The organism is Spirabiliibacterium mucosae (assembly GCF_014884965.1).
GTDB lineage: Bacteria > Pseudomonadota > Gammaproteobacteria > Enterobacterales > Pasteurellaceae > Spirabiliibacterium > Spirabiliibacterium mucosae.
This window is the reverse complement of record NZ_JABTBO010000005.1, coordinates 49,727-75,513: the sequence shown is the minus strand read 5'-3', so window position 1 is coordinate 75,513 and position 25,787 is coordinate 49,727. Positions and strand designations below refer to the sequence as shown.

The following is a 25,787-nucleotide window of genomic DNA, read 5'->3' as shown; positions in this document are numbered from 1 at the left end:
TCTTGGGTTTGCCCTTTTTGGTCCACTACCCCTGGCTATTAGGGGTTTAACAGGGTATAATAAGGCCACTGGGACGTATTATTTACGAGTTGTGGTGACTTAAAAACGCGTTACCAGTAGCCCGCCTTTGTGGCGGGTTTGTTTTTATTAGCATACTCGTGAATGCGCTGATAAAAACAGGCGGAGCCGAAGCCCCGCCGTGTGTATTACATTTCCAGTAATTGCTCGAGAGCGCGAGCAGAGTAGATTTCGCGTTCTTTCTCTTGGTCGACCAGGCGCTCTTTGCTGTTATGCAGAGCTCGGGCGCTCAGGAAGGTGTTGATCGCCTCAATATCGTGACGGTTGAATGTTTCAGCGTAGATTGTGCGAGCCACAGGTACTGGAACGCCAGACTCTTTATCTTCTACAAACTCGGTGATTTCGAACGCTTGAGAGCAAAGTTCTTTCGGACCGACGAACCAGACTGCGTCTATGTCGACTTTTTGTGCCTTCCGCGCTTCATCAGCCCGCCGCACATCGCTGAAGCTTATACCGCTTGCCAGCTTAGTGATGATAGGCTCTAACGCATCACGAACAGCAATTTGCACCTCAATGTTAGCCTCACGCTCACGGTATGCTTTCAAGCTGTCGCCCAAATCGCGCACGTCGTAGGCGTATGGTTGCGCAGTCATCACACGACCCTCAGCGTCCCATTCAACCGGGTTCTCTTGTTGCCAGATTGTGCGTTCGAGCCACTCGGTTGAGTATGTTGCCCAGCCTTGTGTTCGCACTTGGTAGCGGGTACCACCAAGCAGCACTTCCTCTGTGACGACTTCTGGATTGAACGCGTGCTGATTCTGTGAGATTTCAGCGTTAAGACGCCGCCATGCTTTGATCGCGCTGCCTTTTGGCGTGTTAATTACACCGTTGAGTTGGTCTTTCACAATGCTCCATACACGAGGCTGAGTGATGCCCGCTGGGTCGATGTCTTCCTTAGAGCCGATTTGCCCTACGTCAACGCGGGGCGCGTCACCTGTATGGTCAGGGTAGAGTTGATAGCGGATTGTCGGTGCATTGAGCGCGAACTCACCAGGGTTGCGACCGTAGATGACCGCAGAGAGCTGGGTGTAGAACCACTCGAGTTTCTCGCATTCGGTTTGCGCGTAGTCGAACGCAGCATCGAAGCCAGCCGGCATCTCGTCATTCATGTACAGTTCGACAATGTCGTCATCAGTGAGGCCCTCGAACAAGATGCTTTCGTACTCCGTCCGCAGGCTGTTGTTCAGCACACGGTACACAGCGCTTTTTACGAGTTGATATGGGCAGTCAGCGCTGCTTTGTGCTGCGCTGTTTGCCCAGCCTTTGCGGGCTCTGAGTTTGTACGCCTCCTTGAGCGCGGTTGCGATGGCCATCTTCTCTTCACGAGTGAGAGAGTTGTGGCGGGTGTTCTCACTGATTGCGCCTTGGGTTGCATAGTTGTTGACAGTTGCGATTGCTTGAGCTAAAGTTTTCATAGTGGTATCTCCTAATTTAGATGATTGGATAGGTAGGGTTACTGCTGCGGTCTCAGTGGTTGCTGCCATTGAGACCTTTTCATTTTTAGAAGTCATAGTCTTCCTCCTCGCCGCGTTCGCGGGCGATAATGTCTTCGAAGTCGACATAGACCCCTTGTTCCCACCACGGTGTTGAGGTGTCTTCCATGTCGTTGTAGTAGAGACAGCCGTAGTTTTCGCTGGTCTCGATCTCTTCGATACGAACGAACCGGCTGTCGTCAGCCATTAAACGAATGTCTTGTTGTTTCATTGTGCACCTCCTGTTTGTGCGATGAGTAGATAAGCCATTACACGTGGTGTGTAATAGACGATGGTGATGATGACAGCAGCAACCGCTGTCGCTGATAGTTTCATAAGCAAGTCGTTCATAGTGTTATCTCCATAGATAAAAAGAATTGTTAAGGTAGGTTCAAAAACCTATTTTTGATTTTTGCTCCCATAAACCCGATTCGAACAACCGGGGGTCTGTGCAAAACGCACACACATAAGAACAAATATTTTTCGTCATAGAACCGTAGGCCGTTTTCAATTTTGCGATTTAAAAATGGCCGTCGAAAATGTGATCTGCGTAATAGTTTTTCTGAAAAAATTTTTATAAAATTTGCCCTAGGCCGATTCTCGCCAGGGGATCGGCGTTTATCGGACGACTTACGCGTGGTAAGCCGTCTTTTTTCGTGTTTTTGACTTGAGGGGCCACAATGAAAAAATCAATGCTTGCTGCACTATTCTTAGTTGTGTCTACGTCGGCGTATTCGGCTTGTTCACAGTCAGGTGTATTTACTACTTGCTGGGATGATAACGGTAATACATACGATGTTCAGCGGTATGGCAATACCACATATGTTGATGGGCATAACTATAATACTGGGTCTAGCTGGTCTAGCACCTATCAGACTTACGGTAATACCACATACGTCGACGGGACATCTGCGGACGGCAACAGTTGGAATGAAACCATACAGACCTTTGGTGATACCAGATACATCAGCGGTACCGATTCTAACGGCAACTCATTCAACTACTCATGTAATAAATACGGCTGTTATTAATTTAGTGGGCTTACTATGAATATCAACGCTAAGCGTCGAGTTTTGGCTTTTATTTAACGTGTACCACTGGTGTATCCGTGTATTTTTCGGTTACTGAATATATGCAAAAAAGCCACGAGTTTAAGATGGACAGTGATATAGCCTTTGAGGTTACAGACGCGATACATGAGTACTCTAGCTGCATGAATCCGATTAGAGACGCCCCTTTAAGGCAGTATGATACGTATGCCGCCCACTGTAAGCCTAACGACCCGAAACAAAAAACTGAGTGGTTCGCTGATATGATGAACACCCCGAGCAATTACAGGCGTTTACTAAAGGCATGTGAGTTTGCCCGCGGTTATTTAGGTCCGGAGTTTGGCGCTGAGAAACTCGTATGCCCTGAAAATTTGTAGGAGTCCCATCACATGAGTGGTAAGAATGAAAAACTTATAACCCCCCGTATATTAATTTTATCTATTTTGACGGTTGGTTCAGTCATGGCATTAGTTGCTGTAAAGGTTTCTTGGCACGCTAATTTCTTGGACCATAGCGCTCGACGCGTCGCTGTCGCCGAAAATATGCTATCTGGTAGTACTTTGGCAGTCGAATGCGAGAAAGAGGCCTATAAACAAGGGGTTGGTACCAAATACATAAAACCTTTTTGTCAGTGCTTGGGTATTAAAGCAAGATGGGGGTTTATTATATCTAATGCATACCGGTCAGGCGAGATGTATATAGACCCATCTATATTCTCCCGTGCCGTCGATTATTGCGCGAGAGACTTAGCTCCGAGGGTTACTCCGCCGACAGGGCAGTAGTATATTATAATATAGGACGCTATATGAAAAAGCAAAAAGACTTAAACGACATCGTCGCCGCGTCAGATGACGGCGACGGAGTCTTAGATGTAACAACAGAAGCAGATCGTATGCTTGAGGAGCGAGAGCAAACTCACTTCGAGCAAGAAGAAATCGACCAAGCTATGTACGAGGACGGTAAACGGCTAGCCTCAATGACCCCGATGGAGCTAGATGCTGAGCTCATTCGACGTAGAGACGCGATTAAACTGGCAAACACCCAGTTTTTCGGTACGCCATATTACGTAGATTGCCCGTCGAAAGAGGCTAGGCGCAGTATTCAGGAAGCGCTGGACTGGTATCGTGAGGTTGAGGGGTTAGAGCTACACTAAGCTCTAACCCTTGTACGTCTTTGTACGCTGTTAATGAACTTCTTGGTGTCGAGGAAGTAGTTTGGGTAGGCCTGCTTAACGTCGTGTAATGAGCCTGCTGACACTAAAACCACGTCCTCGTCAGCACTTGAGCTTTCTTCGAGCGCGGTGTACATCGCTTGTGCACGGTCGAACTGTTTCTCGGTGAAATGCGTAATGCTGGACTCTTCGCCCGAGAGTGCGATGACATAATATCCGCCTTTTTCACGCCCGCCTTGACCCTCTACCATAGTAGTTACCCCTGCAAGACGAGACAAGATGTGTAGTTTAGCATCTAGCTCTTTCAGCTCAGCAGCTATATCGCCCCCACAATCTGGTGGTAGTGGCGTATCCTCTACTTTAGCGAATAACGCAGACGCGAGGACAAAAAATCGACGTACACCTTCAGACCCTTCACCCGTCTTGATAGATTGATTTTCTATTGTGCCCATCACCTCAACAGCTGTCGCCCACGCATGCTCGAGTTCTGTGCGTATTTGTATCTCTACGCAGTAGCCAGATGAGTGCCGGACAACCTGATGGATACTACGATAGCCGTCAGCCTTCGGTTGATCGATATAGTCGTGGGCGGGGTGTACCAGCTCATGAGGGAAGCCGCTCTGGATAGTGCTAAACAGGGCGTACACATCATGGATTTTAGGGAATATAACCCGCACCCCAGCGATATCTTGCATGCGCGCCATTTGCATGCCGCTAAAACGCCGTAACTTACGAACGATAGACGGTGTACGCTTAAGCCGCTGGGCAATAAGGTAGCGTTTACGGATGTGGGAACAGCGCGTATCTAGCGCGTCACGGACTGACTTCATCGCGGGTTGGTGTTCAGCGCGCCACTGCCCGAGCACACTCATAGCCGTATGCTGCTCAGCAGCGGGCGGGTCTGTCCGACGCAGCTCATCGCCTGCACGTGAGATTTGTTTTTTCGAGAGTGACATAACATATCCCGTAGCTAGATTGAACAAGGCCAGTATAACAGAAAACCACCCCGCAAGGGGGTGGAGTTCCGATCAAAATTGGCGACGGTTGCGCCGTCGGATGTGATTATACCCTGTTTGGCTATAAAAGAAAAGCACCACGTATTTTGGCGAGATGTGGTGCTTTGTTGTTTTAAAGGCATAAAAATGCTAAAAAGCAGAGCTATCACACTGCTCATTATAACCGTTTTCAATTGATTTGGTTATAATCTGGTGGTATCATTCGCCGTATGGACGAACTGACAGTGCAAGAGATGCGGGTTGACTACCCGCTATTAGGCATTAATCTGACCCCGAAAGAAGAGCGGTATGTCCGCTTTAGACTTCGGGGGTTAACGCCTACCGCAGCAGCTAAACATGCAGGTTTGCCTTCAACCGCAGCGGAAATCAGAGCACTTCACGACCGTAAACCCCAGATTGACCAAGCGATCATCTACTACCGCGAACAAATCCGCGAGAAGGCTATCAACGCAGGATTAGAGATTGAGTTTTCTCGTGCTGACGCCCACATGATGTACCTCGATGCGTACAATGGGTCGGCCAACAGTACGGAGAAGATTAAAGCCACGGATAGTATGGTGAAGCTCTGGGGGTTAGCAGCTCCTGAGAAGAAACAGGTGGAGATAACCAACCGTAAGCAACTGGAGAGTATGTCCGACCAAGAACTCCAAAAACTTACTGGTATGACCTACAACCTTGACCCTGAGGATTACACCGTAAGTGACTAAAACCGCTGTATGCCCAGAATGTATGCAGTCTCGCCCCCGCGACCTCTTCGAGGACGGGGTTTGTCACGTTTGTGCTTCACTGGACCGACCTACGTTATCCGCTAAACCCACCCAGATTAAAGACCCGAAAGCTGAGAAAGAACGCCTTGAGTTAGAAATGCGTATTAACGCCGAGAAAGAGCGCGTGCGCAGAGAGCTTGAGGAAGAGTTCAATGCTGAGCAAGAGGCTAAAAAAGAGCTTGCCCGACGTGAAGCAGCCCGGCGAAATCTACTGCCGTTCGTTATGTATTTTAACGATAAGTATGAGCCGGGCTGGGTTCACGCTGACATCTGTCGTCGGTTAGAGAAGTTCTCACGTGACGTGGCCGAGGGTAAGTCGCCACGACTGATGTTGTTCTTGCCACCGCGTTCGGGAAAACAGCTAGCAGACAGCACTCCTATCCTGACTGTTGATGGGTGGAAAACCCATGGTGAGCTGCGTGTCGGCGACCACGTGTTTCACCCGAGCGGCAAGCCTACGCGTGTTGTAGCAGTGAGCGAGAAAACACCGTCAGATTATGTGGTCTACTTCGGCAATGGTGACAACATCCGCTGCCACGCTAACCATGAGTGGGTTGTTTGGTTTGGCGGTCACGAGATGACTATTAGGACAATTGAGCTGTTCGCGCTCGGTCTTACGGAGACCCCTCGGGTCATGGTAAACGGTGGTGATTTCACGTTTATTGACGGGGTTGTGCAGCTGCCTAACGGTGAGGTTGGTAACTGTATTCAGGTCGAGTCATCCGACGGGCTATACTGCGCGGGCAGAACGCAAATTGCAACGCACAATTCGGAGATTGCCTCGAAAACATTCCCTGCGTGGCATCTGGGCCACTACCCGCACCACGACGTGATCGCGTGTTCATATAACGCCGCACTGGCGATGGATTTCTCACGTAAAGTGCGTGGGCTGGTGCAGGACGAGCGTTATCACAACATCTTCCCGACCCGCATGGACGAAAGCTCACAATCGGCTGAACGGTGGAATACCTCCGCCGGCGGCGGCTATGTGGCAGCTGGTGTGCAGGGGCCTATCACAGGGCGTGGCGCGCACTGTTTTCCAGCAGGGACGCTGGTCACTATGGCGGACGGTACGCGTAAGCCGATAGAGAAGGTCGTACCTGGTGACACGGTGTTGTCATACGATACGGAATACGACCGTAGAGAGCCCCAGCAAGTGGTGGCTACTCAGTCGTCTCTTACCCGCCAGCTATGTATGGTATCAACTGACAACGGCAAGGTTATACGATGCACGCCTGACCACCGGTTTTTTACCCAACGACGTCCTAGACTCTGGACCCCAGCATGGCGGCTTGACAACGGATATTTACTCGTAAATGACTCTGGCCTTGGGGAATATGTTACTGGCGCCGAGGCTTACACACTAGATAGCGCTACTATCGTCTATGACATCCAGGTAGAACGCACGCAGTGTTTCTTTGCTGACGGGCTGTTGGTGCATAACTGTGCTATTATCGACGACCCGTTGAAAGATCGTGAGAGCGCAGAGAGTGAGGTCACTCGACAAGCGATTAAAGACTGGTACTCGTCTACACTGTACACCCGTCTTGCACCGGGCGGTGGCATCCTCATTATCCACACAAGGTGGCATTCCGATGATTTAGGTGGCTGGCTGCTTGAACAGATGAAGGAAGCAGAGCAGGAGATGGCAGAAACGGGCGAGTGGCCATCTGACGCTGACCGGTGGGAAGTGGTTAAGTACCCAGCAGTTGCCACCCACGACGAGCAGTTCCGTAAGGCTGGTGAGGCACTGCACCCCGCTCGTTATCCTATTGAGGCGCTGAACCGCATACGCCGTACACTTATCCCGCGCGACTGGGAGGCGCTGTATCAGCAGAACCCAGTATCCGCCGACGGTGACTACTTTAAAAAAGAATATTTCCGCACCTACGAGAAAGCGCCCGACATGAGCACGCTGCGTGTCTACGCGGCATGGGACTTGGCTATCGGCCAGAAAACATCGAACGACTTCACCTGTGGTGTGGTGGTTGGCATCGACCGGGACAATGACATCTGGGTGCTGCACCGCTATTACGGTCGTTGGGCGGCGAATGAGCTCATCGACAAGTTCTTTGAGTGCCAGCGTGTTTACAACCCTGTCTTGCAGGGCATAGAGGACGGACAGATTTCTATGACCCTCGAGCCGTTCATCATCAGCCGCATCAACGAGAGCCGGCAGAAATTCAATTACATCAAGCTTAAGACACGCGGTAACGACAAACAGACCCGTGCTCGGCCGATTCAGGGCCGTATGGAGCAGGGGCGCGTACATTTTCCGGCCTCAGCACCGTGGTTCCATGAGATGCAGAACGAGATGTTGGCATTTCCGAGCGGTAAACACGATGACCAGGTGGACGCCCTGGCGTGGATTGGGCAGATGATACTCATGCTCGCACCGGAGCGTGAGAAACGACCGCCGCCTAAAAAATCATGGCGTGACAGACTACGAGCTACGAGCCAGAGACAGGGCTTGAGCCACATGGCTTCATAATTTAAGGAGATACAATGGCGACAGAACGCACTATCGCTGAGGACAACTGGGCGCGGTACGAGCGGGCGCGTGATATGAAACACCGCCAGTACATCGAGCAGGCTATGAAAAACGACGCTATGTACCTCGGCGACCAGTGGAACGAGAACGACCGCAAGGCACTGGAGTCGCAGGGGCGACCGGCGCTTACGTTGAACCTCATTAAAGGGACAATCAACGCGGCACTCGGTGAGATGGCTAAATCGCAAGCTGACGTGCAGTTTAAACCAGCGCGAGGGGCTAATGAGCAGGCCGCTAAAGACCTGAACTATGTCTACCAGCACATCGCTCAGCAGAATGACCTTGAGCGTGTTGAGCAGGCAGTTGTGGCTGACGGCTTGATTCTCGACCGCGGCTACTTCGATGTTCGCATTGATTTCAGCGAGAACGTGCTTGGCGACGTTAAGATCGTGGCAGAGGACCCGTTAGACGTTATTCCTGACCCGATGGCAAAAGACGCTGACCCTACAACATGGTCTGAAGTGTTTGTTACCCGGTTTATGACGCTAGAAGACATAGAAGCGCAGTACGGGGCCGATAAGGCTAAGCAGCTACGGTTGTCATACGCGGACAGCATGGCGTTGAATAAAGACGCCGTAGAGCTCGCTAAGCGCACGTATGGTGGCAAGTCAGACATAGAACAGGATGACGGCGCGACGCTTGACGAGAAGGACATTAAGCGTGTCCGTGTAATCGAGCGCCAGTATTATCGCATGCGCAAGGTTAAACAGTTTGTTGACCTCGTTACCGGCGACGTGAAAGATGTGCCAGAGAAAATGATGGCTGACCCCGAGAAGTTGGTGGCGATGGTGGCAATGGACCCACGAGTTCAGCTTAGGGAGATAACTAAAAAGGCGGTCCGTACCACCATCACCGCTGTCAAAACAGTGCTGTACGACGACTGGTCGCTGTATGACAGCTTCACCATCGTACCATACTTCCCGTATTTTCGTCGCGGAAATCCGCAGGGTATGGTGACAAACCTCGTCGGTCCACAAGAACTGTTTAACAAGATTTCGTCGCAAGAGTTGCACATCGTCAACACCACAGCGAACAGCGGCTGGATTATCGAGGAAAACTCACTGGTTAACATGACCCCTGATGAGTTAGCCGCGTCAGGCTCGAAGACCGGTATCGTGCTCGAATACAAAAAGGGCTATGAGCCGCCGGGTAAGGTACAACCGAACCAGATTCCGACTGGTATCCACAACATCAGCCAGAAAGCGATGATGTCTATCCGTCAGATTTCGGGCGTAAACGAGTCAATCATGGGTATGGACCGTGCTGACGTGTCAGGTGTGGCTATCACGCAACGCCGTGAAGCAGGCCAGGTTCAGCTGACTATTCCGAGTAAGAATGCGAACCACACACGCCGTATGTTGGCCCGTAAAATCCTCGAGTTGGTTCAGAAGTTCTATACTGAGACCCGTATTTTCCACATCACGGACTATGAGGACCCTGAGCAGCCGCAGGTTGAGCACGCGATTAACGTGCCAGACGAGGACGGCTCTATCCCCGCTGACATCACTAAAGGTAAGTACGACATCGTTATCGGTCTACAACCGTCACGCGACAGTGTGGACGAGACTATTTTCTCAGAAGCCATCAGTATGCGTGAAGCAGGCGTGGCAATCCCTGACCACATCGTTATTCAGCACTCGAACCTGCCTAAGCGCATGGAGATCGCCGGCATGGTGGCCAAGGTTCAGGGCTTCGGTGAATTATCCCCTGAAGAAGAGCAAATGCAGACATACCAAATGCAGTTGCAGCTTGAACAAGCAACGAAAGAAGTGGCTAAACTGGACGCTGAGATTGCTGAATATCAAGCGCGCGCAGCCCTGCAAAATGCGAAAGCGCAAACGCTCGACGGTTACACCGAGGCTGGGGCTAAATTGGCTGAGCTTACTGCTAAACGTGAAATGGCGGAAGACGTGCTTAAAGCCCGCGTGGCTTTGGCGCAGTTGTCTGCTCAGAACCGTGAGATTCAGTCACAACGACAAACTACTGCTAAGTTGACCAGTGAGATGCTGCGTCAGCAAGGCGATTACCGCAAAGAGTTAGTACGTCACTACCACCAAAACCTTCCGCAAACATTTAAAGGAGAAATTTAATGTCTAAGCAAGATATTTTAATGGGTCAACTTCCGGTTGAAGAGTTCGACGAGACCGCTTTTACTGGCACAGGGGCTGACTACGAGTATGAGGACGTAGGTACAGACCGCGGTGATGACTATAATCCCAGTGCTGAGGTATCGGGCGCGGGAGAGAATGAGCCAGAGCCAGTACAACCGGATGATGAGAAAGCTCCGGAGGGAGAAACGGAAGCAGCGGAAACAGAGCCGACAGAACCAGAATCTGATAAGACCGAAACTGATGGTGAAGACGCCGTGCCTGCCGACGATAAGCCGAAGAGCGAGAAGCCGCAGAAACGCGTCCCGTATGACCGCCTCAAGAAGGAGATAGAGAAGCGTAAAGCGGTTGAAGCAGAGCTTGAGCGTATGCGTGCTGAATCGGGCGAGCGTGATTTCTCAGACTTGTCGGTTAATGTTGACTACAAGGTAGACCCCAAGAAGTTCGAAGCGATGTCAGCAGCGATGCTGGACGGAAACCAAGAGCAAGCGTCAGCCATCTTTGCAGAGATGATGTCGGACGTGGCGAACACTACGGCGGCAGCATCGGCCCGTGAGGCGGTAAAACGCGCCTATGAGCAGGCCACCCGTGAAGCAGAAGAGACTTACAAGGCTCGAGAAGCTGTTAGTGAGGCGCAGCGCGCGGCTGATTTGGTTATTGAAACCTACGACGCGTTTAACGACACCAGCGAAGCGTTCGACGAGGGAGCATTCAACGAGGTGCTACGTGTCCGCGACGGGCTGATTGCAACCGGCGCTAGCGCGGGTGAGGCAATTATCGAGGCGGCTGAGTTGATCGCCGCACGATACGGCTTCACTGGCATTAATGCCGAGGCGGAGAAAACTGCTAAACCCGCGGCTAAAGCGCCGAATGTGAAAGCGAAAATGGAGCAGGCGGCCAAAGCACCTCCGCGCGTCGGCGGAGAAACCGGCGGCAAAAAGCCAGAAATCGACGTGTTCTCACTCACACAAGAGGAGTTTGACGCGTTAGACCCTAAAGAGGTCGCTCGACTCCGTGGCGATTTTGCTTAATAATCACTTAAAGCCCCTAAAAATGGGGCTTTTTATTTACATTATACCCATTGTAGGTTATAATTAACCCAATTCGTTTAGCGCACGTCACGCGTAAGTCCCCCTGCACTTCTAAGCAGCGCGTATACCTTATCACTCGTACTTTCCACGTAACGGAAAAAGAAAACTCGTAATTTCATTTTCTATTCTGAGGAAATCTGTTTTATGGCCGCAGGCGATAACTTAACTAACTTTGGTAAGTTACTTACCAACCAGAAAAAAGTTTGGGACTTAGATGTTTGGAAACAAGCCCGAGCTAAAATGTTCATCAATAAGTTCATGGGCACAGGCTCTGACGCGATGATTCAGCACTTAACCAGCTTAACCAAAACTGCTGCTGGAGACCAAGTTGTTATCCACTTACTTGCTGACTTAATCGGTGATGGTGTGACCGACGACTACACTTTGGAAGGCAACGAAGAAGCAATGAAAGCGTACGACCAAATCGTTAAGGTCGACCAATTGCGTCACGCCGTCCGTAGCAAAGGTAAAATGGCAGACCAACGTTCTGTTATTGCGTTCCGTAAAAACGCGAAAGACCAGCTTGCATACTGGTTGGCTGACCGCATCGACCAGCTGGCGTTCTTGACCCTGTCTGGTATTAAGTACGAGGTTGCTAACACAGGTGCTAAGCGCGTTAAACTGGGCCATGCCCCTGGTACTACTGGCTACTTGCTAAAAGACTTGGCGTTTGCCACGGATGTTACTGCTCCGACCGATGCGCGTTGGTTGCGCGTAAAAGCGAACGGTGACTTTGACACAGGCGATATTACCAAAGTTGCAGCAGGCGACAAACTCACTTACAAACACATTGTCAACTTGAAGGCTTACGCACGCGATAACTATATCCGCGGCGTTGGTGCGAATAACGACAAGTACCACATGTTTGTAACTCCAGCTGGTATGGCGCAGTTGAAACTTGACGACGACTTCATGGCGAACGCACGTCACGCAGGCGTTCGTGGTAGTGGTAATGAGCTGTTTGCGGGCAGCGATACTCTGTTGGTTGATGGCGTATACATCCACCAATACCACCATGTGTTCAACACCCGCACTGCGACTGCTGGTACCAAACCGTCCGGAGCGAATAAGACCGAGGAGGGCCGCAAATGGGGCACTGACGGTAACGTTGAAGGCCAGCGCGCGCTGTTCTGCGGCGCTCAAGCACTTGCTTTCGCAGACGTCGGTGGCGGTTCTTGGGAAGAAGAAACCTTCGACTACGGAAACCAAAACGGTATCTCTTACGGCCGTATCTTCGGTATGAAGAAACCAGTTTGGCAGGATAAAGTCTCTGGTAAACCACAAGACTTTGGCGTAATCGCGGTCGATACCGCCATCTAAGCAACGATGTGGGGCTAGGGGCGCTTAACCGTGCCCCTTCAACCGAGAGGGGATTAAATGGCTCAGATTTTAATATCAGAGGTAATCGACCGAGCTAAAGTCACCGCCCAGGATGTTGATTTTATTCAATGGCCTGAAAGCGAGTGGCTTTCTTGGTTTAACGAGTGTATGTTGGCCTTGTCTGCTGCTCGCACAGATGCAGGGGCAGACTACCGTACAGTTACCATCAAAGCGGGCTCTAAACAAGACCTACCTGATGACGCTAACAAGCTTATCGAGGTTGTGCGTAACACCAGTTCAGGGCACGCAATCCGCCCGATTGACCGCAAGATCCTCGACGAACAGCATCTTGATTGGCATAAAACCACTGGCACAGAGCCGCGTTACTACGCATACGACGAGCGTACGCCGAAAGTGTTCTGGGTATACCCGTCAGTGAGCGGCGGTGATCACCAACTCGACATTGTCGTTGCGAAATCGCCTAAAAAAGCGACCTCGAAAACTGAAAAAATTGAGGTGGAAGATTGGTTTGCGCCGGCTATTGTCGACTACTTGTTGTACCGAGCGTACTTGAAACACGCCGAGTATACCAACGACTTGGGGCGCTCTGACTACTTCCGTCGCTCGTTCTACGACAAGATTGGCGTGAAAACCGAAGCGATTGATACCAAAGGGAATATGTAATGGCAGTGGCTGACCTCGACTACACAGAGCTGGCCGACCAGTTAGCTCTGTTTACTGGGGGTATCCCAGAACACGTCGTGATTCAAGTCATTCCAATGTGCGTGTCGCGTGTCGCCGCGGAAACAAAAACATTGGCGGGCTCTCTGACGGCGGAGCTTGATGACCACGACACTTTTCATTTTGACCTTGATGACGACCGCGAAGTCATCGAGGCATTATCTGCAAAAATTAACGGCAAGACAGTCCCGTTTATCGACCGACGTCGCATAGTCTCAGCCACCCATCCGTGCTGTTGTCTCATAGAGAAATACTCCGACGACGGACGGGAATCTGTCTTGCAGTTCTTCAATATCGGTCCGCGCGACGCAGACAGCGCTGTCGAAGCGAGCGTATCGTATACCTTTGCGCCTACGCTCGAAGCGACCAGTTGTCCTGTTCCGCGTGACAGTAACCTGTTTATTCGTGTAGTGCGCGAGCTCGTACTGTATGAGCTTTACATTATGCCAAACAGGCCTTGGACCGACTTTAAACTTGCAGGACACCACCTGGCTAACTACGACCAGCTAATCGTTGAGCTGCTACGTAAAGGACAGGTGAATGATATGCCTTCAGATCGCGTATGCGCGTTTTCTTGGTAGGGGGTTGAGTGAGTTTTTTTAGCAAAATCGGGAAGTCTGTCGGCCGCTTGTTTGGCATGGGCGGCGGTGGTGGCGGCGGTCAGGCATACAAAAAACCTGAAAGCGAGAAAGCCTCTCAGGCTATTGAAAGCGCGCGCTACCAGTTGGCAGCAGGGTTCAATAAACAATATCTTCCACGCTACGTTTCTGAGTCGCGACGTGACCTGTCAGCACAACTTGCAGGCCGTGCGAACGCTGACTCGATGAAAGCGATGGGCAATCAGTACATCGGTAACGCTAATCCGTTCCAGGCGTCAACCTCAGCTTCTGCGCTCGCTAACGCACGAAACACAGCGATCATCAAAGCGTATGGGCTTGCAGATAAAAACCGCACTGAGCGTACGGACTCAGCACTGAGCTCACTTAATGGGCAGGCGAGCGATGCGGCCGGTGGGCTTTTAAGCCAGGCTAGTCTCCAGAGTGAAGAAGCTATCCAGAAGGCGACTAATGAAGCTGCGCATAAAGCGATGAAGTACGGTGCGACTATGTCGCTTGTAACGGCCGCTGGCGGTATCGGGCTCGACCAATATCAACGCAAGAAGGAACTGGAGAAACAAAAATTGGGTACCGGCGGTTTGTGGGGCCTCCCCACTGGGTCTCGCCCAGGAGACGTATCCAATGCGTTCAATGAATTATATAAGCTCCGAGGGGGTGGTAAATAATGTCCGGATTAGACGACACTCTTGCACAGAATTACAAGGCGGACTGGGCCGTGATAAAACCTTACCTACAGCAGCTGATGGGGTATGAGGCACAAGATACCAACTCTACACGGTTGGTTGATGCGGCTAAACGACAAATGCAACGCACAGCGTTAGGCATCGACGGGTCAGTCAATCAACGTCAAATGTCTCGCGCTCAGACATACCTAACGCCATCACAGCGTCTGGCGATGAACTCGCTAAACAGCGTTAATGCGGCAGCGAGCAACACCGCCAACATGAACACTGCCCGTGTTGACCAATATGAAGCTAACACTGGTGCGCTGAACCGTCTTGTTGCGCAGACCAACGCAATGAAAAAAGGCTCAGCAGCTACGCTCGGCGGTATCGCGCAAAACGAAGCGCAGCGTCGTATGCAGAAAGACGCCCAATACCACGCTAATAAACAAGCTAAGTACGGCGCATTAGGTAGTATCGCCGGTCTCGGTGTTCGTTTGCTCGCTGGCTTTTTGTAGCCCTGCGGTTTTACCCACGTTCTATGGGTGCGGGTGTGTGCCCGCACCTTTTCTTTAAGGAGAGTCTATGGCTAACAGAGTAGCCTTATACAACGGATTTTTGCAAGGTATTCAGGGCGCGAAAGAGCTCATGAGCATCTACGACGGTGTGATGGACCGCCGTGATAAACGCGAGGCTGAGGCGTACCAGCGTGGCTTTAACGAGCGGAAGTGGGCGCATGAGGTTATGGATAGCAACCGTCGGTTCGACCTCGAGGTTACTAAGCACAAAGATACAATGGACTACCATAACCGCTCGTTGGCGGAGACTAGCCGGCATAACAAGGCCAGTGAGGGTATTTCTCGTGGGCTGCTCGGCGTGGCGTGGGCTAACCATAGCTTGAGTGCGAAGCGCCTGGCGTTTGAGCAGGATAAAGTCCGTCGCGCGGAGTTGAAAGAAGAACAGGCGAGGAAACGCAGGTCAGATGTGTTCAATATGCTGTATGGCGCCGGCAAGGCTGCTACTGATGCGTTCCCTCAGCTTAATACGACTGCTGCGGATGGCGCGCCATCATCAATCACTGAAGATGAGTTTAACGAAGCCACAGGTAGCCAGTATTCCGTATCTAAACATGGTACGGCGGTAGCGAATGTCTTAGCGAAAGAAAAAGGGATTAACGCCAACGAGGTGGCAAAAAGCATGGGCCTACCTGAAGGCGGTACGTTATTCCTTGGGCACAATAACAAGACAGGGCAGGTTGCCACTATCTACGCTGGTAAAGACGCAGACGGCAAAGTGTACATGAAGGAAGTGGACCACCACAGCCCCGAGGAGTTCCATGACATTGTGAAAACGTCCCCATTATTTGGCGGAAAAGCACCCGAAAAAAACAAAGCCGATGCTAAACCGAATGCGCTCGGCAGCCTAGCGTCTCTCGCTGGCGGCTTGGCTGATACAGCGGCTTTGAAAGCTGCCCCAGGCGCGGCGGTCGAGAGGGATACTGTTAAAGCTGCCCCATATGCAGCGTACGGTGAAGACATAGCGACAGATAAGGCTATCGCTGATCGCGGATTGAAGAAACGCGAGCGCGACGCAAAAGCTCGGCTAGCTTCCGCACAGGGGTTGCAGACCGAATGGCGCAACATGGATGATGCGGTAATTCCGCAAGGCGATTACGGCGACCAAGACTCGGAGCGCAAGGCTAAGAGTGACCTCGCTGCAATCGCGAAAGAACGCTCGACGTCGGATGCTGACATTGAGCAGCAATACATTGATAAATTCAACTCTAACGCTGAACAGGCGACATCGCGCGAGCGACTGGCGAAACAACAACGCGCTGAGCAAGTGCAAGTACGGGCGGATAATGCTAAACGCGCAGAAGCGTTGGCCGAAGCGGCCCGAAATGCTGAAACTGACGAAGAGTACAAGCTATATACGGCAGCGTACCAAGCGGCTGTTCGTAATCCTGACCTCAAATATAACAACTTAAACGAGCTGTTAGAGTACGACGACAAACAGGCTAAGGTTTCCGACGCCAGCTTTAAAGGGCAGCTTAAAGGCGTAGAGCAACAATTGCTTGCTGCTTCAAAAGAGGGGGCGCCAGCTACTGAGTCTGAGCTTAGCAGCTTCCGCGATAACCTAGCCAAGCGTAATAAACGGGGCGGTAAAGATAATACCCGCTTTGATGACCGTATCGAAGAGTTCGCTACACAAGCTACTGGCTATATGCAGGAAATGTACGGTAAAGATAATGCACTCGGGAAAGCCGACCGTACCGACTACACATTCCAAAGCCAGCTTGATAAGGCCGCTAAGATTTATGCGAATAACTCTGACATTGCGAGTGTCCCCGCGGCGATCTATTTCGCGCAACGACATAACGGCTCCAGCTACCTTGATGACGGCGAAGTGCTTAAAGTTAATGACGCGATTAACTCAGCGATGGAACAAGGTGTTCCACCAGCGGTTCTGGCACGCGCAGTTTCTAGGTTGACGATGAACGCCAATGCTGACATATCGAAAGACCTTGATACATACATCATTCGTGAGTTGAAGGGGGCTAAATAATGGCGAGAGACGCATTCTATATCGACGGCGATACGGTTTTTGTTCGTAACGAGGACGGCACTTACAGTAAAAACAAACGCGCTCTGGGGTATGATGCCCCAGAAACCCCACATGCAGGTACTGGTAAAGGCTGGTCCGCTGCTGGCTTGCTCGCGAAAACTGTCTCTCGAGAAACCGACCAGGATGTTGAGGATATAAAAGGTACTGGGGGGTATGGTCGTGGCTTATACACTACTAAATCTAGTAGCGGATTGACCTCCGCAGAGAAGCTGGTCCGCGCCGGTATCGCCGCTCCGATGCCTTCGCGTGATGGCTCGTTACCAAAGGATGTTGAGCATGCGCTTGCAACAAAAAACGCAAAAACATGGTTGCGTGAAGCTGAGGATAAAGAGGTCCAAGATGTCATAGATCGTAACCAGGCGCAAAACCGCGCTCTAGGTGCTAGGGCATTGTTGGGTTTTGACCCCTACCATAGTCAGATCGACACCGGTAACGGCACTGGATTAGTTGACCGAGCATGGCAACGCGGTAAAGACCAGCTGTCACAGATGACGTCGGGCTTTGTGGCCGCAGCGGCTGATGCTCTCGGTGCAGAAGACCTGAAAGAGTCAGCCGAAGAAGAAATGCACCTCGCTGGCCTTAAGCTGAAGTATAACAAAGCACGTTACCAGACTTCTGACGATGTTCACAGCGTTGGTGACGCTCTAGGCTACGCGCTAGAACGTACTGTTGAGAACTCTCCGTCGCTGATGATTGACGCAGGTATGGCATTAGCGACTGGTGGTACCGCTGCTTTGGGCCGCAGGGCTTTAATGGAGGGTGCGGAGGCGGTAGCTAAAGGCGTGGTTAAATCGTCCGTTGCCAAGAATGTGGCCCGCGGCGCGGCTGGGGTATCGTCGTATGTGCAGAATGTTGGCGATATTTACAACGATGCTAAAGAGTCTGGCGTAGAGCATGCTGGTGCTATGTCGTTGATCGCAGGTGTTCCATCGGCTGTGCTTGATGTTGGTGCATTAGAAATGTCGGTATCTCCGCTGCTTAAATCAGTGGGTATCGGCGAGAAAGTTGTTAAAGAAGTCGGTGAAAACCTCGGCAAAGGCGCGAAAGTTATGTACGCTGCTGGCCGTGCTGCTAAGAGCGTCGGTCTCGGTTCGCTGGGTGAGGGTTTGACTGAGGGGGCGCAAGAACTCGTTAAAGATTTTAGTATTCGTACGGTTGGAGGCGATACCTCGAAACTCGGCGACCTGTGGACACGTGTTAAAGAAAACGCTATCGGCGGCTTCGCAGTCGGTGCTGCTATTGGTGGTGCGTCACACACTGCTGGCGGAGCGGTTAATATGCTGCGTGGCGACCGAGCTGAGCGTAAGGCACGGCAGGCTGAGATCGACGAGCACGTTGCTAAACAAGCGGAGGAAGAAACCGTCGAGAAGACTGTGGCTGACGCGGACGGTAACACAACAACGGAGGTTGTACCGAAGACTGTCCCCCATGTAAACTCCGCGGGCGAGCGCGTTGAGGGACAAGCGCCGAGCGAGTACACGCCAGTTCAGGATATCGAGATGCCGAGCACAGAGTCCGCGACACAAACAGAGGTTGAGCGTGAACCGAAACCCGAGCCAGCGGTTAATATCGAGCAGGAACCCGAGCCAGCGGTTAAAACTGAGCCTAAACCTAAGCCTATGCCTATGCCTGAGGCTGAGATCGCGACACAACCAGTAGAAACAGAGGTTAAGGCTGAGCCTGTGCCTGTGCCTGTGCCTGTGCCTGTGCCTGTGCCTGAGCCTGAGGTTGAGCCTAAGGTAGAACCGAAAGTTGAATCTAAGGCCGAACCGAAAACTGAGCCAGAGGTTAAGGTAGAGCCAGAGGTTAAGGTAGAACCTAAGGCTGCGCACTCCTCTGACGCGTCATACACCACCAAAACAACCCGTGAGGGGGGCCGCATTACCGACAAGCCTGTCGAGGACGGCGCAAATAAGCAAGAGGGGAATGGCTACACGTCTGCGAAAGCAGCGCGCGTCGCCCGAGAGGCGGAAGTTCACGCTGCGATGAAAGCTGAGGGTGCTCAACCTCGTAATATCCTCCGTCCGATTGAGTGGGCCGCGACCAACAACGCTGAAATGCCGGGCCGTATCCGATACCGTGTGCGTGAGGCTATCAAGAAATCCGGCATACCGTATGCTGAGAATGTGCTCCGTCGGGCAGAGCGTGGCGATAACGCGACCGTTGGCATGCTGCATCGTAAGTTTGGCCACGACGCACAGATGCAGGCGGCAGTTCGTGAGGCTATCGACGCCAGCCACAGTGAGGTTCAGCGTGAGTATACTGAAGCAGACGCTGAGCTAAAACAGGCGCGCAAGGACAACGATGTCAAGGCTATCGAGGCGGCGAGCGAGAAACGCAAAGCGGCTAAAGAAGAGCTGGGCGAGATTTCTCGCTACAAGCGTGAGTTCGACACCTCAACCGAGCATCTGCCGCGCGATGTGTTCAACAAAGGTCTTGACGAGGTGCGTGAGCGTGCTATGAATACTGTCGAGAAAGAGGTTGACCTCGGCTCGACAGGTATCCCACTCAGCGCAGAGAGCATAGCTGGACCTGCAACAAAAGCCGCGAAAGAAACCACTAAGAAAGCCATCCGTGAGGCTATCGCGCTAAAAGATGTGAAACGTCTCGTTCACCTGCTGCGTGAGAATACCACCGCGGCGTTTCGTCACCGTGAGATTTTAGCCCACCTGTTGACTGGGGCTAAATCGGTTGAGGAGATCGCACAACGCTACAACGCTGAACGAAATCCAGATTACCATATCACTCCCCAGTATGTTCAATCAGCTATTATGGACTCATACCTCGTCGGCTCAGATGTGGCTAGCCACGCACAGGCGACGATGCGTAACCCTGACGTGGATAAAGTGCTAGCTGAGCAAGAGAAGCCAACAAAGAGTGAGAACCACGAAACGCCTGAAATCAAGCTGGTTGGACGCGAGCATGAGGCGACAGATGACGAGGTGCTCAATGACGAGGATTCCCGTAAAGCCGTCCGTGAAGTGGCGGACCGTTTCTTGCTGCATGGTTTCAAAGAGAAAGGCGCGGCTGATGCGCGCAAAACAGCCGATGAGTACGTTAAGACTGACGAGGACACTGTGCAGGGCGAGGAAGAGGAGCGCGTCGAGCGTATCCGTGTTGCACCCGCTGACCAAGCGATTGACATGGAAAAAGTATCCGACCTTGATGGTATCCGACTGGCGGTGAAATCTACTGGCCCAGAGGTCTTAGCTGGCGTGTTCCAACAAAAAGGCCGCGCTCGTCGGTTTATCCATAAACTGTTCGAGGCGTTTGACAGCGAGTACAGCGGTAAGTTGACCGACGGTGTCGAGCGTCTGCGCAAAAACAATAAGGGGTTAACTGAGGTGGAGGCCCGTCGTCAGGTGCTCCTCGAAGCGCTAAACCACACGACCAGTAAACTGGAAACGACACAGGGCGAGCGCGAGATGAACGAGTCGTTCGACGCGCGTTACTCACGTGACCGCTTGAACCGTCTGACCGTGGCTGAGGTGGCTATGAACGGTGTGGATAGTATCCTCGCTAACGCTGCTCGCACTGGTGAGACTATTGAGGGTGTATCTCCGACACTGGTGAGCGATATTGAGACCGCGCTGGGCGTTGAGCAGGCCCGTAAGGAATTAGCTGCCGAGCTTGGTGTAACAGAGGGGCAGACCCACAGCCTGCGGATATCTATCGGTGCTGCACTCCACCATCTCGGTAAACAACGTTGGCGCGCTCTACCACGAGAGGAGCGTGTAGCCGCAGCAACTGAGGCCTTAACTACCGCGCTAGAGAGCAACGGTGTCCACGGTGAGTTTAAAGCCGCTATCCCGACGTTGGTTGACAATGTGCTCATTCCGTTCAGCGACACTCCTAATCGCACAGAGATGGTTGAGGCTCTACGTTCGCTGAGCAATGAGAACTTCTCGAATATGCTCCCCGAGACTGCTATCCGTTTGCTTGAGGACCATCGTTTAATCCCGGGTAATTTGGACGTTAAAGCCAGCGCTGTAACGCCAGCTGGCGCGCGTAAAGCGGTTGCGTTCGCCCGTGGTAAGGCTAAATCAATCGCTGAGCACTTGAAGCACAAGATGGGTGTTCGTACATTCACCTTGAGTGACGGTGCGAAGATTGAGCTGAGCATCCCGTCGCTCATGCGCAGCGTGGTTAATGAGCTGGTAGCTGATGGGGTGGGCAATATCGGTAACTCGAACAGCTTGCTCCTAACCGCTTGGCGAGATGTTCGCTCGATGTTGTTGACTTATGAGGCCGCCGATGGCCGCAAGATCGTCGACTCAAACGACGTGATGACGGCTGTTGACGGTGACTCGCACATTTTTTCGAATGCAGGCATGACCATTGACGCAGCGACACTACGCAATACCGAGCGTTTAGAAGCTGCCTTGACTGCTGCGATATCTGACAACGGCGCAGAGAAAGCCTTCGAGAGCGCCGCCGAGGACGCTCGGGCATGGCTCGGCAAGCTACGTGGCCTCAGCGTGACCGCCATCAAGAAACACCTGAAAAATGGTAAGACTGTTAAGACAGCCGAGGGTAAGGAGATCACTCGTCCGTATGACATGAACGACGTGCTGGCCGAGTCTCGCGCGAAACGCGGCATTGAGGTTGACCCATACGATGTTCGCTCAGATGTCATTGAGGGCGCAATCGAGGCGCTTAGCACCTCGCTGAAACTCCGCCATGAGCAGCTTGCAGAGGGCGACATTCAATCGGAGGCTGCGTGGCGGAGAGCGCATGGTAGGTACGCGCTGGGTATTGACGAGTCCGCACGCGTTGCGCTCGATGAGCTAAAGCTTATCCGCCATCACGCGCGAGAGGTGGTGCGCAACAGCCAGAACGCTAAGGCGGGCACACAGTCCACTTTCATGGATGCGGCGTCAGCTAAGGCGATCGCCGACACCATCAAAGCGGCTGTTGGCGCGTACTACCGCGCTAAGAAACAGCAGAAGATGGTCTGGGCGCATAGTGACACAATTAAAGCGCATGATGAGTTTACTGGCCGCCACCATTCCAGCTTAGCGGCAGACCTCGTCGAGCGTCCAGAGGGGCGTGAGAAAGAGGACTTGCGCGAGACTGGTACGGTGAACAGCGAGGAGAGCCTCGCCATCGAGCACCGTTCCCACTATGGCGAGAAAGTAACTGACTTCGCGCTGGCCGAGCTAGCGACTGATAAAATAACAACTAAGCAGAATCTGTCCGATCGTGCGCTTATTCAGGAGCACATGGTGAACAATGGCGCGCCGGTCGCTGTCGTAGAGACTGTGTCTGTGAGCGAGATTGATCACGCCATGGTCAAAGTGACAGAGGTTCGCCGTAACAAAGACGGCTCGTTTGAGGTGGTGTCCGAGAAGGTGTACAGCAGTAACTCTAAAGATAAAGACGCCCACCCGCTGGATAAGGAAGAAATCCAGCGAGAACTGGCTAACAAGATGTCTATCACATTCGATGATGAGATGGCTCAAGGGCTGGTCGGCCAGTACAACGTTGACCTCCAACACCTTGGGTTGATGTCAGATGAGCGTGCTCGCAAAGCAGTACAGAGCGTTGACGCGTTGAACAGTCTGGCAGCTGAGTTACGTGCGGATAACGGCCACTCGGCCATTCAGAAAGCCCAGATGGCGGTCGCTTTGGCGCAGCGCGCGCCGACATCTAAACTTATCGACCGCCCGAGCAATAACAAGACTGACGAGAGCGCCAAGCTGACACAGCGAGGGGCGAGCATACGATTCTTTGGCCGCGATAAAGAAGGTAAAATCCGCGAGCAGACTGGCGAAGAGGTCGAGAAAATCCAGGCTGAGATTACTAAAGCCGTGCAGTCCGCTGGACTAAACGCACAGGTAAACCTCATCACAGGACGTGATACCACACTGGTTGACGCACGTGTCGAGAGTGTGTTGATGGATGACGGCTCTCTCGGCTACAACATCCACTTGCCACCATTCAAAGCGGAGGGTGAGCACGCGCTTCTCTGGTCAATGGCACTCGGCCATGAGCTGGGTGAGATTGTGCTTGAAGGTTATCGCGTTCAGCACGAGAAAGGCTCGCTGGATATGGCGACCCGTGAGTCGTTTGCCGAGTTGTACGGTGAGGCGTTGGACCGTGAGAAAGGCGCGCTTGATGGTGAGCACTTTGCTGACTCGTTTGCTCAGCATTTTGTTAAGAAACTCCACGATATGGTGGACGGCCGTTCACGGCTAGTGAAAGGTCTGGTTGCTCGGTTACGCAAAATCGGCCAGGCCGTGGCTGATATGTACAACCATATGGCCGAGACGTTGACAAAAGCAGGCCAAAAGTTCGACGGGTCCTTCCGAACCGTGCATGCGAACACTGAGAAACACGAGCAGTTTTTGGAAACCACTGTGGCTAAACAGACCGCGGCGTTCACAGCCGAGATTAAACAGCTGAACGCTAACCTAGTGGGTCGACAACTTAAATACGCTGTTAATAAGCGCAAAGGTATTCTTGGGGCTATCGCTAATATGCCGCGTAGCGTGTTCGCCCAGCTCGAGCGGATCCACCCAGAAGTGGCTAAGATGTTCTTGAACACTGGCCGCGGGCTGAAAAACAGCTATCAGGGTATCCGTTATCAGCTGGACACCGCGTTTATGGGCACTCGTTACACCCGATTGCTCGGGGCTACCGAGCGTGAGCGCACGCGAGTAACAAATAAGGGCTACTCAGACCTCGTTGCCGGTGTGAACAGCGCTGAGGCGCAGAAGTTGCAGAAATATATTGCTGCAATCCGCGCGCACACTCAGCGGTTCTTAGACCCAGAAAAACGCGGTTTGTACGCAGCGGACAACCTGCCAGGCAACATATTCCACTTTAATCGTGAGATGGTAGATAAGAACTTTGCTGAGTTCAAAGAATTGCTCGCAAAACCAGAGAGCGAGGGCGGACTTGGCATGGTGTTCGCCGAGCAGATGGCTGACGCGGTCATCGACCCAGACAGCGTTCCCGACAACACCAGTGTTGAGGGTATATGGGATTTGGTGCTGAGTAACCCTAAACAGCGTGCGAAGATCGCCAAATTCTTAGATACGTCTAACGGTGTGGCAAATATGAACACCTACCGACGTAATCTAGCCCATAAAGCGGCTATGCGAAAAGCGTTCGGGTCACACACTCGCAATGAGGACGGCTCGCTGTATATTGTCGAAGGTCGTGCGAAGTTCCAGAATATGGCCAAGTTGAACAAATACTACGAGGCGATGAACGACGCTGAGCGCATTATTGTAGAGGACGCTATTAAAGCTATCAGTGGCAACTACGGCTACAACGTACCGAGCTGGGGGCGCAATGTGATGCACACAATTAATGCGGTTGCTAACATGGCCATACTGACTTTCTCCGGTATCGTGAATATCACGGATAGCGCAATCCCGCTGTTTACCTCCGGCGACACAGGTACAGCACTGAAAGCACTAACACAGTTCTTGCGTACTCAAGACCGTAAAGAAATCGCTGAGTTGGCCCATGCGCTCGGTGTGGCTAGCCACACAGTAATGCACGAGCAGATGATGAACCTTGCGGGCATCCGTGATACGTCGTCGAAAGCTATCGACGCCACGATGAACGCGTTCTTCAAGGTCAACCTGATGGAAGCGACTACTAAGATGTCACGGATGGTGGCAACCTCGGTGGCGGTAACAGGTATTCGCAAAGCGGCGGTTGACTTCAACTCTCGCCAAAGCCGTGAGTTTTTAGCGAAGCTAGGACTGTCACGCGAGGACGTTGAGATTGCGCTGGAGCACGTCCACCAGAACGGTGGGGACATCAACTCTATCGTGCGCGATACCCCGCTTAGCAACGCCCGGACGCAGCTCGCCTTGGATAATATGTCTAACGCGATTGCCCAGTTTGTGCGTACTAGCACACTTGACCCGAACGCGATAACAGACCCGTTCTTTGCGTCTAACCCAGCAATGGCGCTGGTCACGAACCTCAAACGCTTCTTCTACGCCTTCACCCACACTGTGTATAAAGCAGGTTTTAAAGAGGTACAAGCGCGGTGGGCAGAGCGTACTGGTTTGCGGGACCTCCCGCACATCGCTGAGCCACTGTTCCTCGCTGCGGTTCCATCTATGGCGCTGGCTTTGGTGGCATTGTGGGCTAAAGAGTGGGTGCGTGATGGCGACATCGTGGCTGACCCGTTCCGTGGTAAGCATGAGTTCAGCCAGATGGCGGCTAAGCTGATTAATCAAGCTGGGTTCTGGGGTGTTGGTGACATTCTACTCAACGCTAATCAGTCTCATGAATACGGGACACCGTGGGCGTTGACGCTTACACCAGCACTTAACCAGTGGTATCAGGCTGGCATGGCGTTGGGCGACGGTAAGTATCGCTCAGCGGCACGTGCGATTGTTCCACTCTGGGACAAAGCGTACCCATTTTCACCTGATAAGTGGTAATCATAACCAAAAGATTAAAAATTTGGTTATAATTGGAGTTGGTTTAGGTTATAATATAGGCCAGCCCCTAGCCCCACAAACTAGAGGTTAAACAGCATGAATGTTACT

16 protein-coding genes are annotated in these 25,787 nt (G+C 52.2%); 12 read left to right on the top strand and 4 right to left on the bottom strand.

The features are described 5' to 3' along the window. Nucleotides 1-206: 206 nt before the first annotated feature. The 3 genes from HPC37_RS02870 to HPC37_RS11050 are packed head-to-tail and all read right to left on the bottom strand — an operon-like array spanning nt 207 to nt 1,901. Nucleotides 207-1,589, bottom strand: a complete 1,383-nt coding sequence (locus HPC37_RS02870) for a hypothetical protein (protein WP_208121724.1) — start codon at nt 1,587-1,589, stop codon at nt 207-209. After that, a complete protein-coding gene (locus tag HPC37_RS02865) occupies nt 1,579-1,782 on the bottom strand; it encodes a hypothetical protein (protein WP_208121723.1) in 204 nt (67 codons plus the stop codon). The genes HPC37_RS02870 and HPC37_RS02865 overlap by 11 nt, the downstream gene beginning before the upstream one ends. Continuing rightward, on the bottom strand, nt 1,779-1,901 hold the full coding sequence (locus HPC37_RS11050; protein WP_282435387.1) for a hypothetical protein: 123 nt from the start codon (nt 1,899-1,901) through the stop codon (nt 1,779-1,781). The genes HPC37_RS02865 and HPC37_RS11050 overlap by 4 nt, the downstream gene beginning before the upstream one ends. A gap of 1,503 nt (nt 1,902-3,404) precedes the next feature. Here HPC37_RS11050 and HPC37_RS02860 point away from each other — a divergent pair. Beyond that, on the top strand, nt 3,405-3,752 hold the full coding sequence (locus tag HPC37_RS02860) for a hypothetical protein (RefSeq protein ID WP_208121722.1): 348 nt from the start codon (nt 3,405-3,407) through the stop codon (nt 3,750-3,752). Here the strand turns inward: HPC37_RS02860 and HPC37_RS02855 are convergent. Next, on the bottom strand, nt 3,749-4,726 hold the full coding sequence (locus HPC37_RS02855; protein ID WP_208121721.1) for a RelA/SpoT domain-containing protein: 978 nt from the start codon (nt 4,724-4,726) through the stop codon (nt 3,749-3,751). The two genes, HPC37_RS02860 and HPC37_RS02855, sit on opposite strands and share 4 nt — an antisense overlap. 269 nt (nt 4,727-4,995) lie before the next feature. Here HPC37_RS02855 and HPC37_RS02850 point away from each other — a divergent pair, with 269 nt between their 5' ends. From HPC37_RS02850 to HPC37_RS02800, 11 genes are all read left to right on the top strand, one after another. Further along, a complete protein-coding gene (locus HPC37_RS02850) occupies nt 4,996-5,493 on the top strand; it encodes a hypothetical protein (RefSeq protein WP_208121720.1) in 498 nt (165 codons plus the stop codon). Between the two features lie 157 nt (nt 5,494-5,650). Beyond that, the gene (terL, locus tag HPC37_RS02845; RefSeq protein WP_208121719.1) at nt 5,651-8,044 is read left to right on the top strand and encodes a phage terminase large subunit; all 2,394 of its coding nucleotides are present in this window, start codon (nt 5,651-5,653) and stop codon (nt 8,042-8,044) included. A gap of 14 nt (nt 8,045-8,058) precedes the next feature. Then, nucleotides 8,059-10,194: a portal protein gene (locus tag HPC37_RS02840; RefSeq protein ID WP_208121718.1), complete on the top strand. Its 2,136-nt coding sequence runs from the start codon at nt 8,059-8,061 to the stop codon at nt 10,192-10,194. Continuing rightward, a complete protein-coding gene (locus HPC37_RS02835) occupies nt 10,194-11,243 on the top strand; it encodes a hypothetical protein (RefSeq protein ID WP_208121717.1) in 1,050 nt (349 codons plus the stop codon). The genes HPC37_RS02840 and HPC37_RS02835 overlap by 1 nt, the downstream gene beginning before the upstream one ends. A 204-nt stretch (nt 11,244-11,447) precedes the next feature. Then, on the top strand, nt 11,448-12,623 hold the full coding sequence (locus HPC37_RS02830; protein ID WP_208121716.1) for a phage capsid family protein: 1,176 nt from the start codon (nt 11,448-11,450) through the stop codon (nt 12,621-12,623). A gap of 57 nt (nt 12,624-12,680) precedes the next feature. Then, the gene (locus tag HPC37_RS02825; RefSeq protein ID WP_208121715.1) at nt 12,681-13,307 is read left to right on the top strand and encodes a phage adaptor protein; all 627 of its coding nucleotides are present in this window, start codon (nt 12,681-12,683) and stop codon (nt 13,305-13,307) included. Then, nucleotides 13,307-13,945 (top strand): hypothetical protein, encoded by a 639-nt coding sequence (locus HPC37_RS02820; RefSeq protein ID WP_208121714.1) that lies wholly within the window; start codon nt 13,307-13,309, stop codon nt 13,943-13,945. The genes HPC37_RS02825 and HPC37_RS02820 overlap by 1 nt, the downstream gene beginning before the upstream one ends. Nucleotides 13,946-13,953: 8 nt before the next feature. Next, on the top strand, nt 13,954-14,646 hold the full coding sequence (locus tag HPC37_RS02815; protein WP_208121713.1) for a hypothetical protein: 693 nt from the start codon (nt 13,954-13,956) through the stop codon (nt 14,644-14,646). Next, nucleotides 14,646-15,161 (top strand): hypothetical protein, encoded by a 516-nt coding sequence (locus tag HPC37_RS02810; protein WP_208121712.1) that lies wholly within the window; start codon nt 14,646-14,648, stop codon nt 15,159-15,161. Before HPC37_RS02815 ends, HPC37_RS02810 begins: the two co-directional genes overlap by 1 nt. Nucleotides 15,162-15,228: 67 nt before the next feature. Next, a complete protein-coding gene (locus HPC37_RS02805) occupies nt 15,229-17,208 on the top strand; it encodes a hypothetical protein (protein ID WP_208121711.1) in 1,980 nt (659 codons plus the stop codon). Then, the gene (locus HPC37_RS02800; protein ID WP_208121710.1) at nt 17,208-25,679 is read left to right on the top strand and encodes a hypothetical protein; all 8,472 of its coding nucleotides are present in this window, start codon (nt 17,208-17,210) and stop codon (nt 25,677-25,679) included. The genes HPC37_RS02805 and HPC37_RS02800 overlap by 1 nt, the downstream gene beginning before the upstream one ends. The last annotated feature ends 108 nt before the right edge of the window (nt 25,680-25,787 follow it).

Bases quoted from the DNA above. Each gene is read 5' to 3' on its own strand.
- HPC37_RS02870 (WP_208121724.1), bottom strand. From the start codon at position 1,589: ATGACTTCTAAAAATGAAAAGGTCTCAATGGCAGCAACCACTGAGACC.
- HPC37_RS02865 (WP_208121723.1), bottom strand. From the start codon at position 1,782: ATGAAACAACAAGACATTCGTTTAATGGCTGACGACAGCCGGTTCGTT.
- HPC37_RS11050 (WP_282435387.1), bottom strand. From the start codon at position 1,901: ATGAACGACTTGCTTATGAAACTATCAGCGACAGCGGTTGCTGCTGTC.
- HPC37_RS02860 (WP_208121722.1), top strand. From the start codon at position 3,405: ATGAAAAAGCAAAAAGACTTAAACGACATCGTCGCCGCGTCAGATGAC.
- HPC37_RS02855 (WP_208121721.1), bottom strand. From the start codon at position 4,726: ATGTCACTCTCGAAAAAACAAATCTCACGTGCAGGCGATGAGCTGCGT.
- HPC37_RS02850 (WP_208121720.1), top strand. From the start codon at position 4,996: ATGGACGAACTGACAGTGCAAGAGATGCGGGTTGACTACCCGCTATTA.
- terL (WP_208121719.1), top strand. From the start codon at position 5,651: ATGCGTATTAACGCCGAGAAAGAGCGCGTGCGCAGAGAGCTTGAGGAA.
- HPC37_RS02840 (WP_208121718.1), top strand. From the start codon at position 8,059: ATGGCGACAGAACGCACTATCGCTGAGGACAACTGGGCGCGGTACGAG.
- HPC37_RS02835 (WP_208121717.1), top strand. From the start codon at position 10,194: ATGTCTAAGCAAGATATTTTAATGGGTCAACTTCCGGTTGAAGAGTTC.
- HPC37_RS02830 (WP_208121716.1), top strand. From the start codon at position 11,448: ATGGCCGCAGGCGATAACTTAACTAACTTTGGTAAGTTACTTACCAAC.
- HPC37_RS02825 (WP_208121715.1), top strand. From the start codon at position 12,681: ATGGCTCAGATTTTAATATCAGAGGTAATCGACCGAGCTAAAGTCACC.
- HPC37_RS02820 (WP_208121714.1), top strand. From the start codon at position 13,307: ATGGCAGTGGCTGACCTCGACTACACAGAGCTGGCCGACCAGTTAGCT.
- HPC37_RS02810 (WP_208121712.1), top strand. From the start codon at position 14,646: ATGTCCGGATTAGACGACACTCTTGCACAGAATTACAAGGCGGACTGG.
- HPC37_RS02805 (WP_208121711.1), top strand. From the start codon at position 15,229: ATGGCTAACAGAGTAGCCTTATACAACGGATTTTTGCAAGGTATTCAG.
- HPC37_RS02800 (WP_208121710.1), top strand. From the start codon at position 17,208: ATGGCGAGAGACGCATTCTATATCGACGGCGATACGGTTTTTGTTCGT.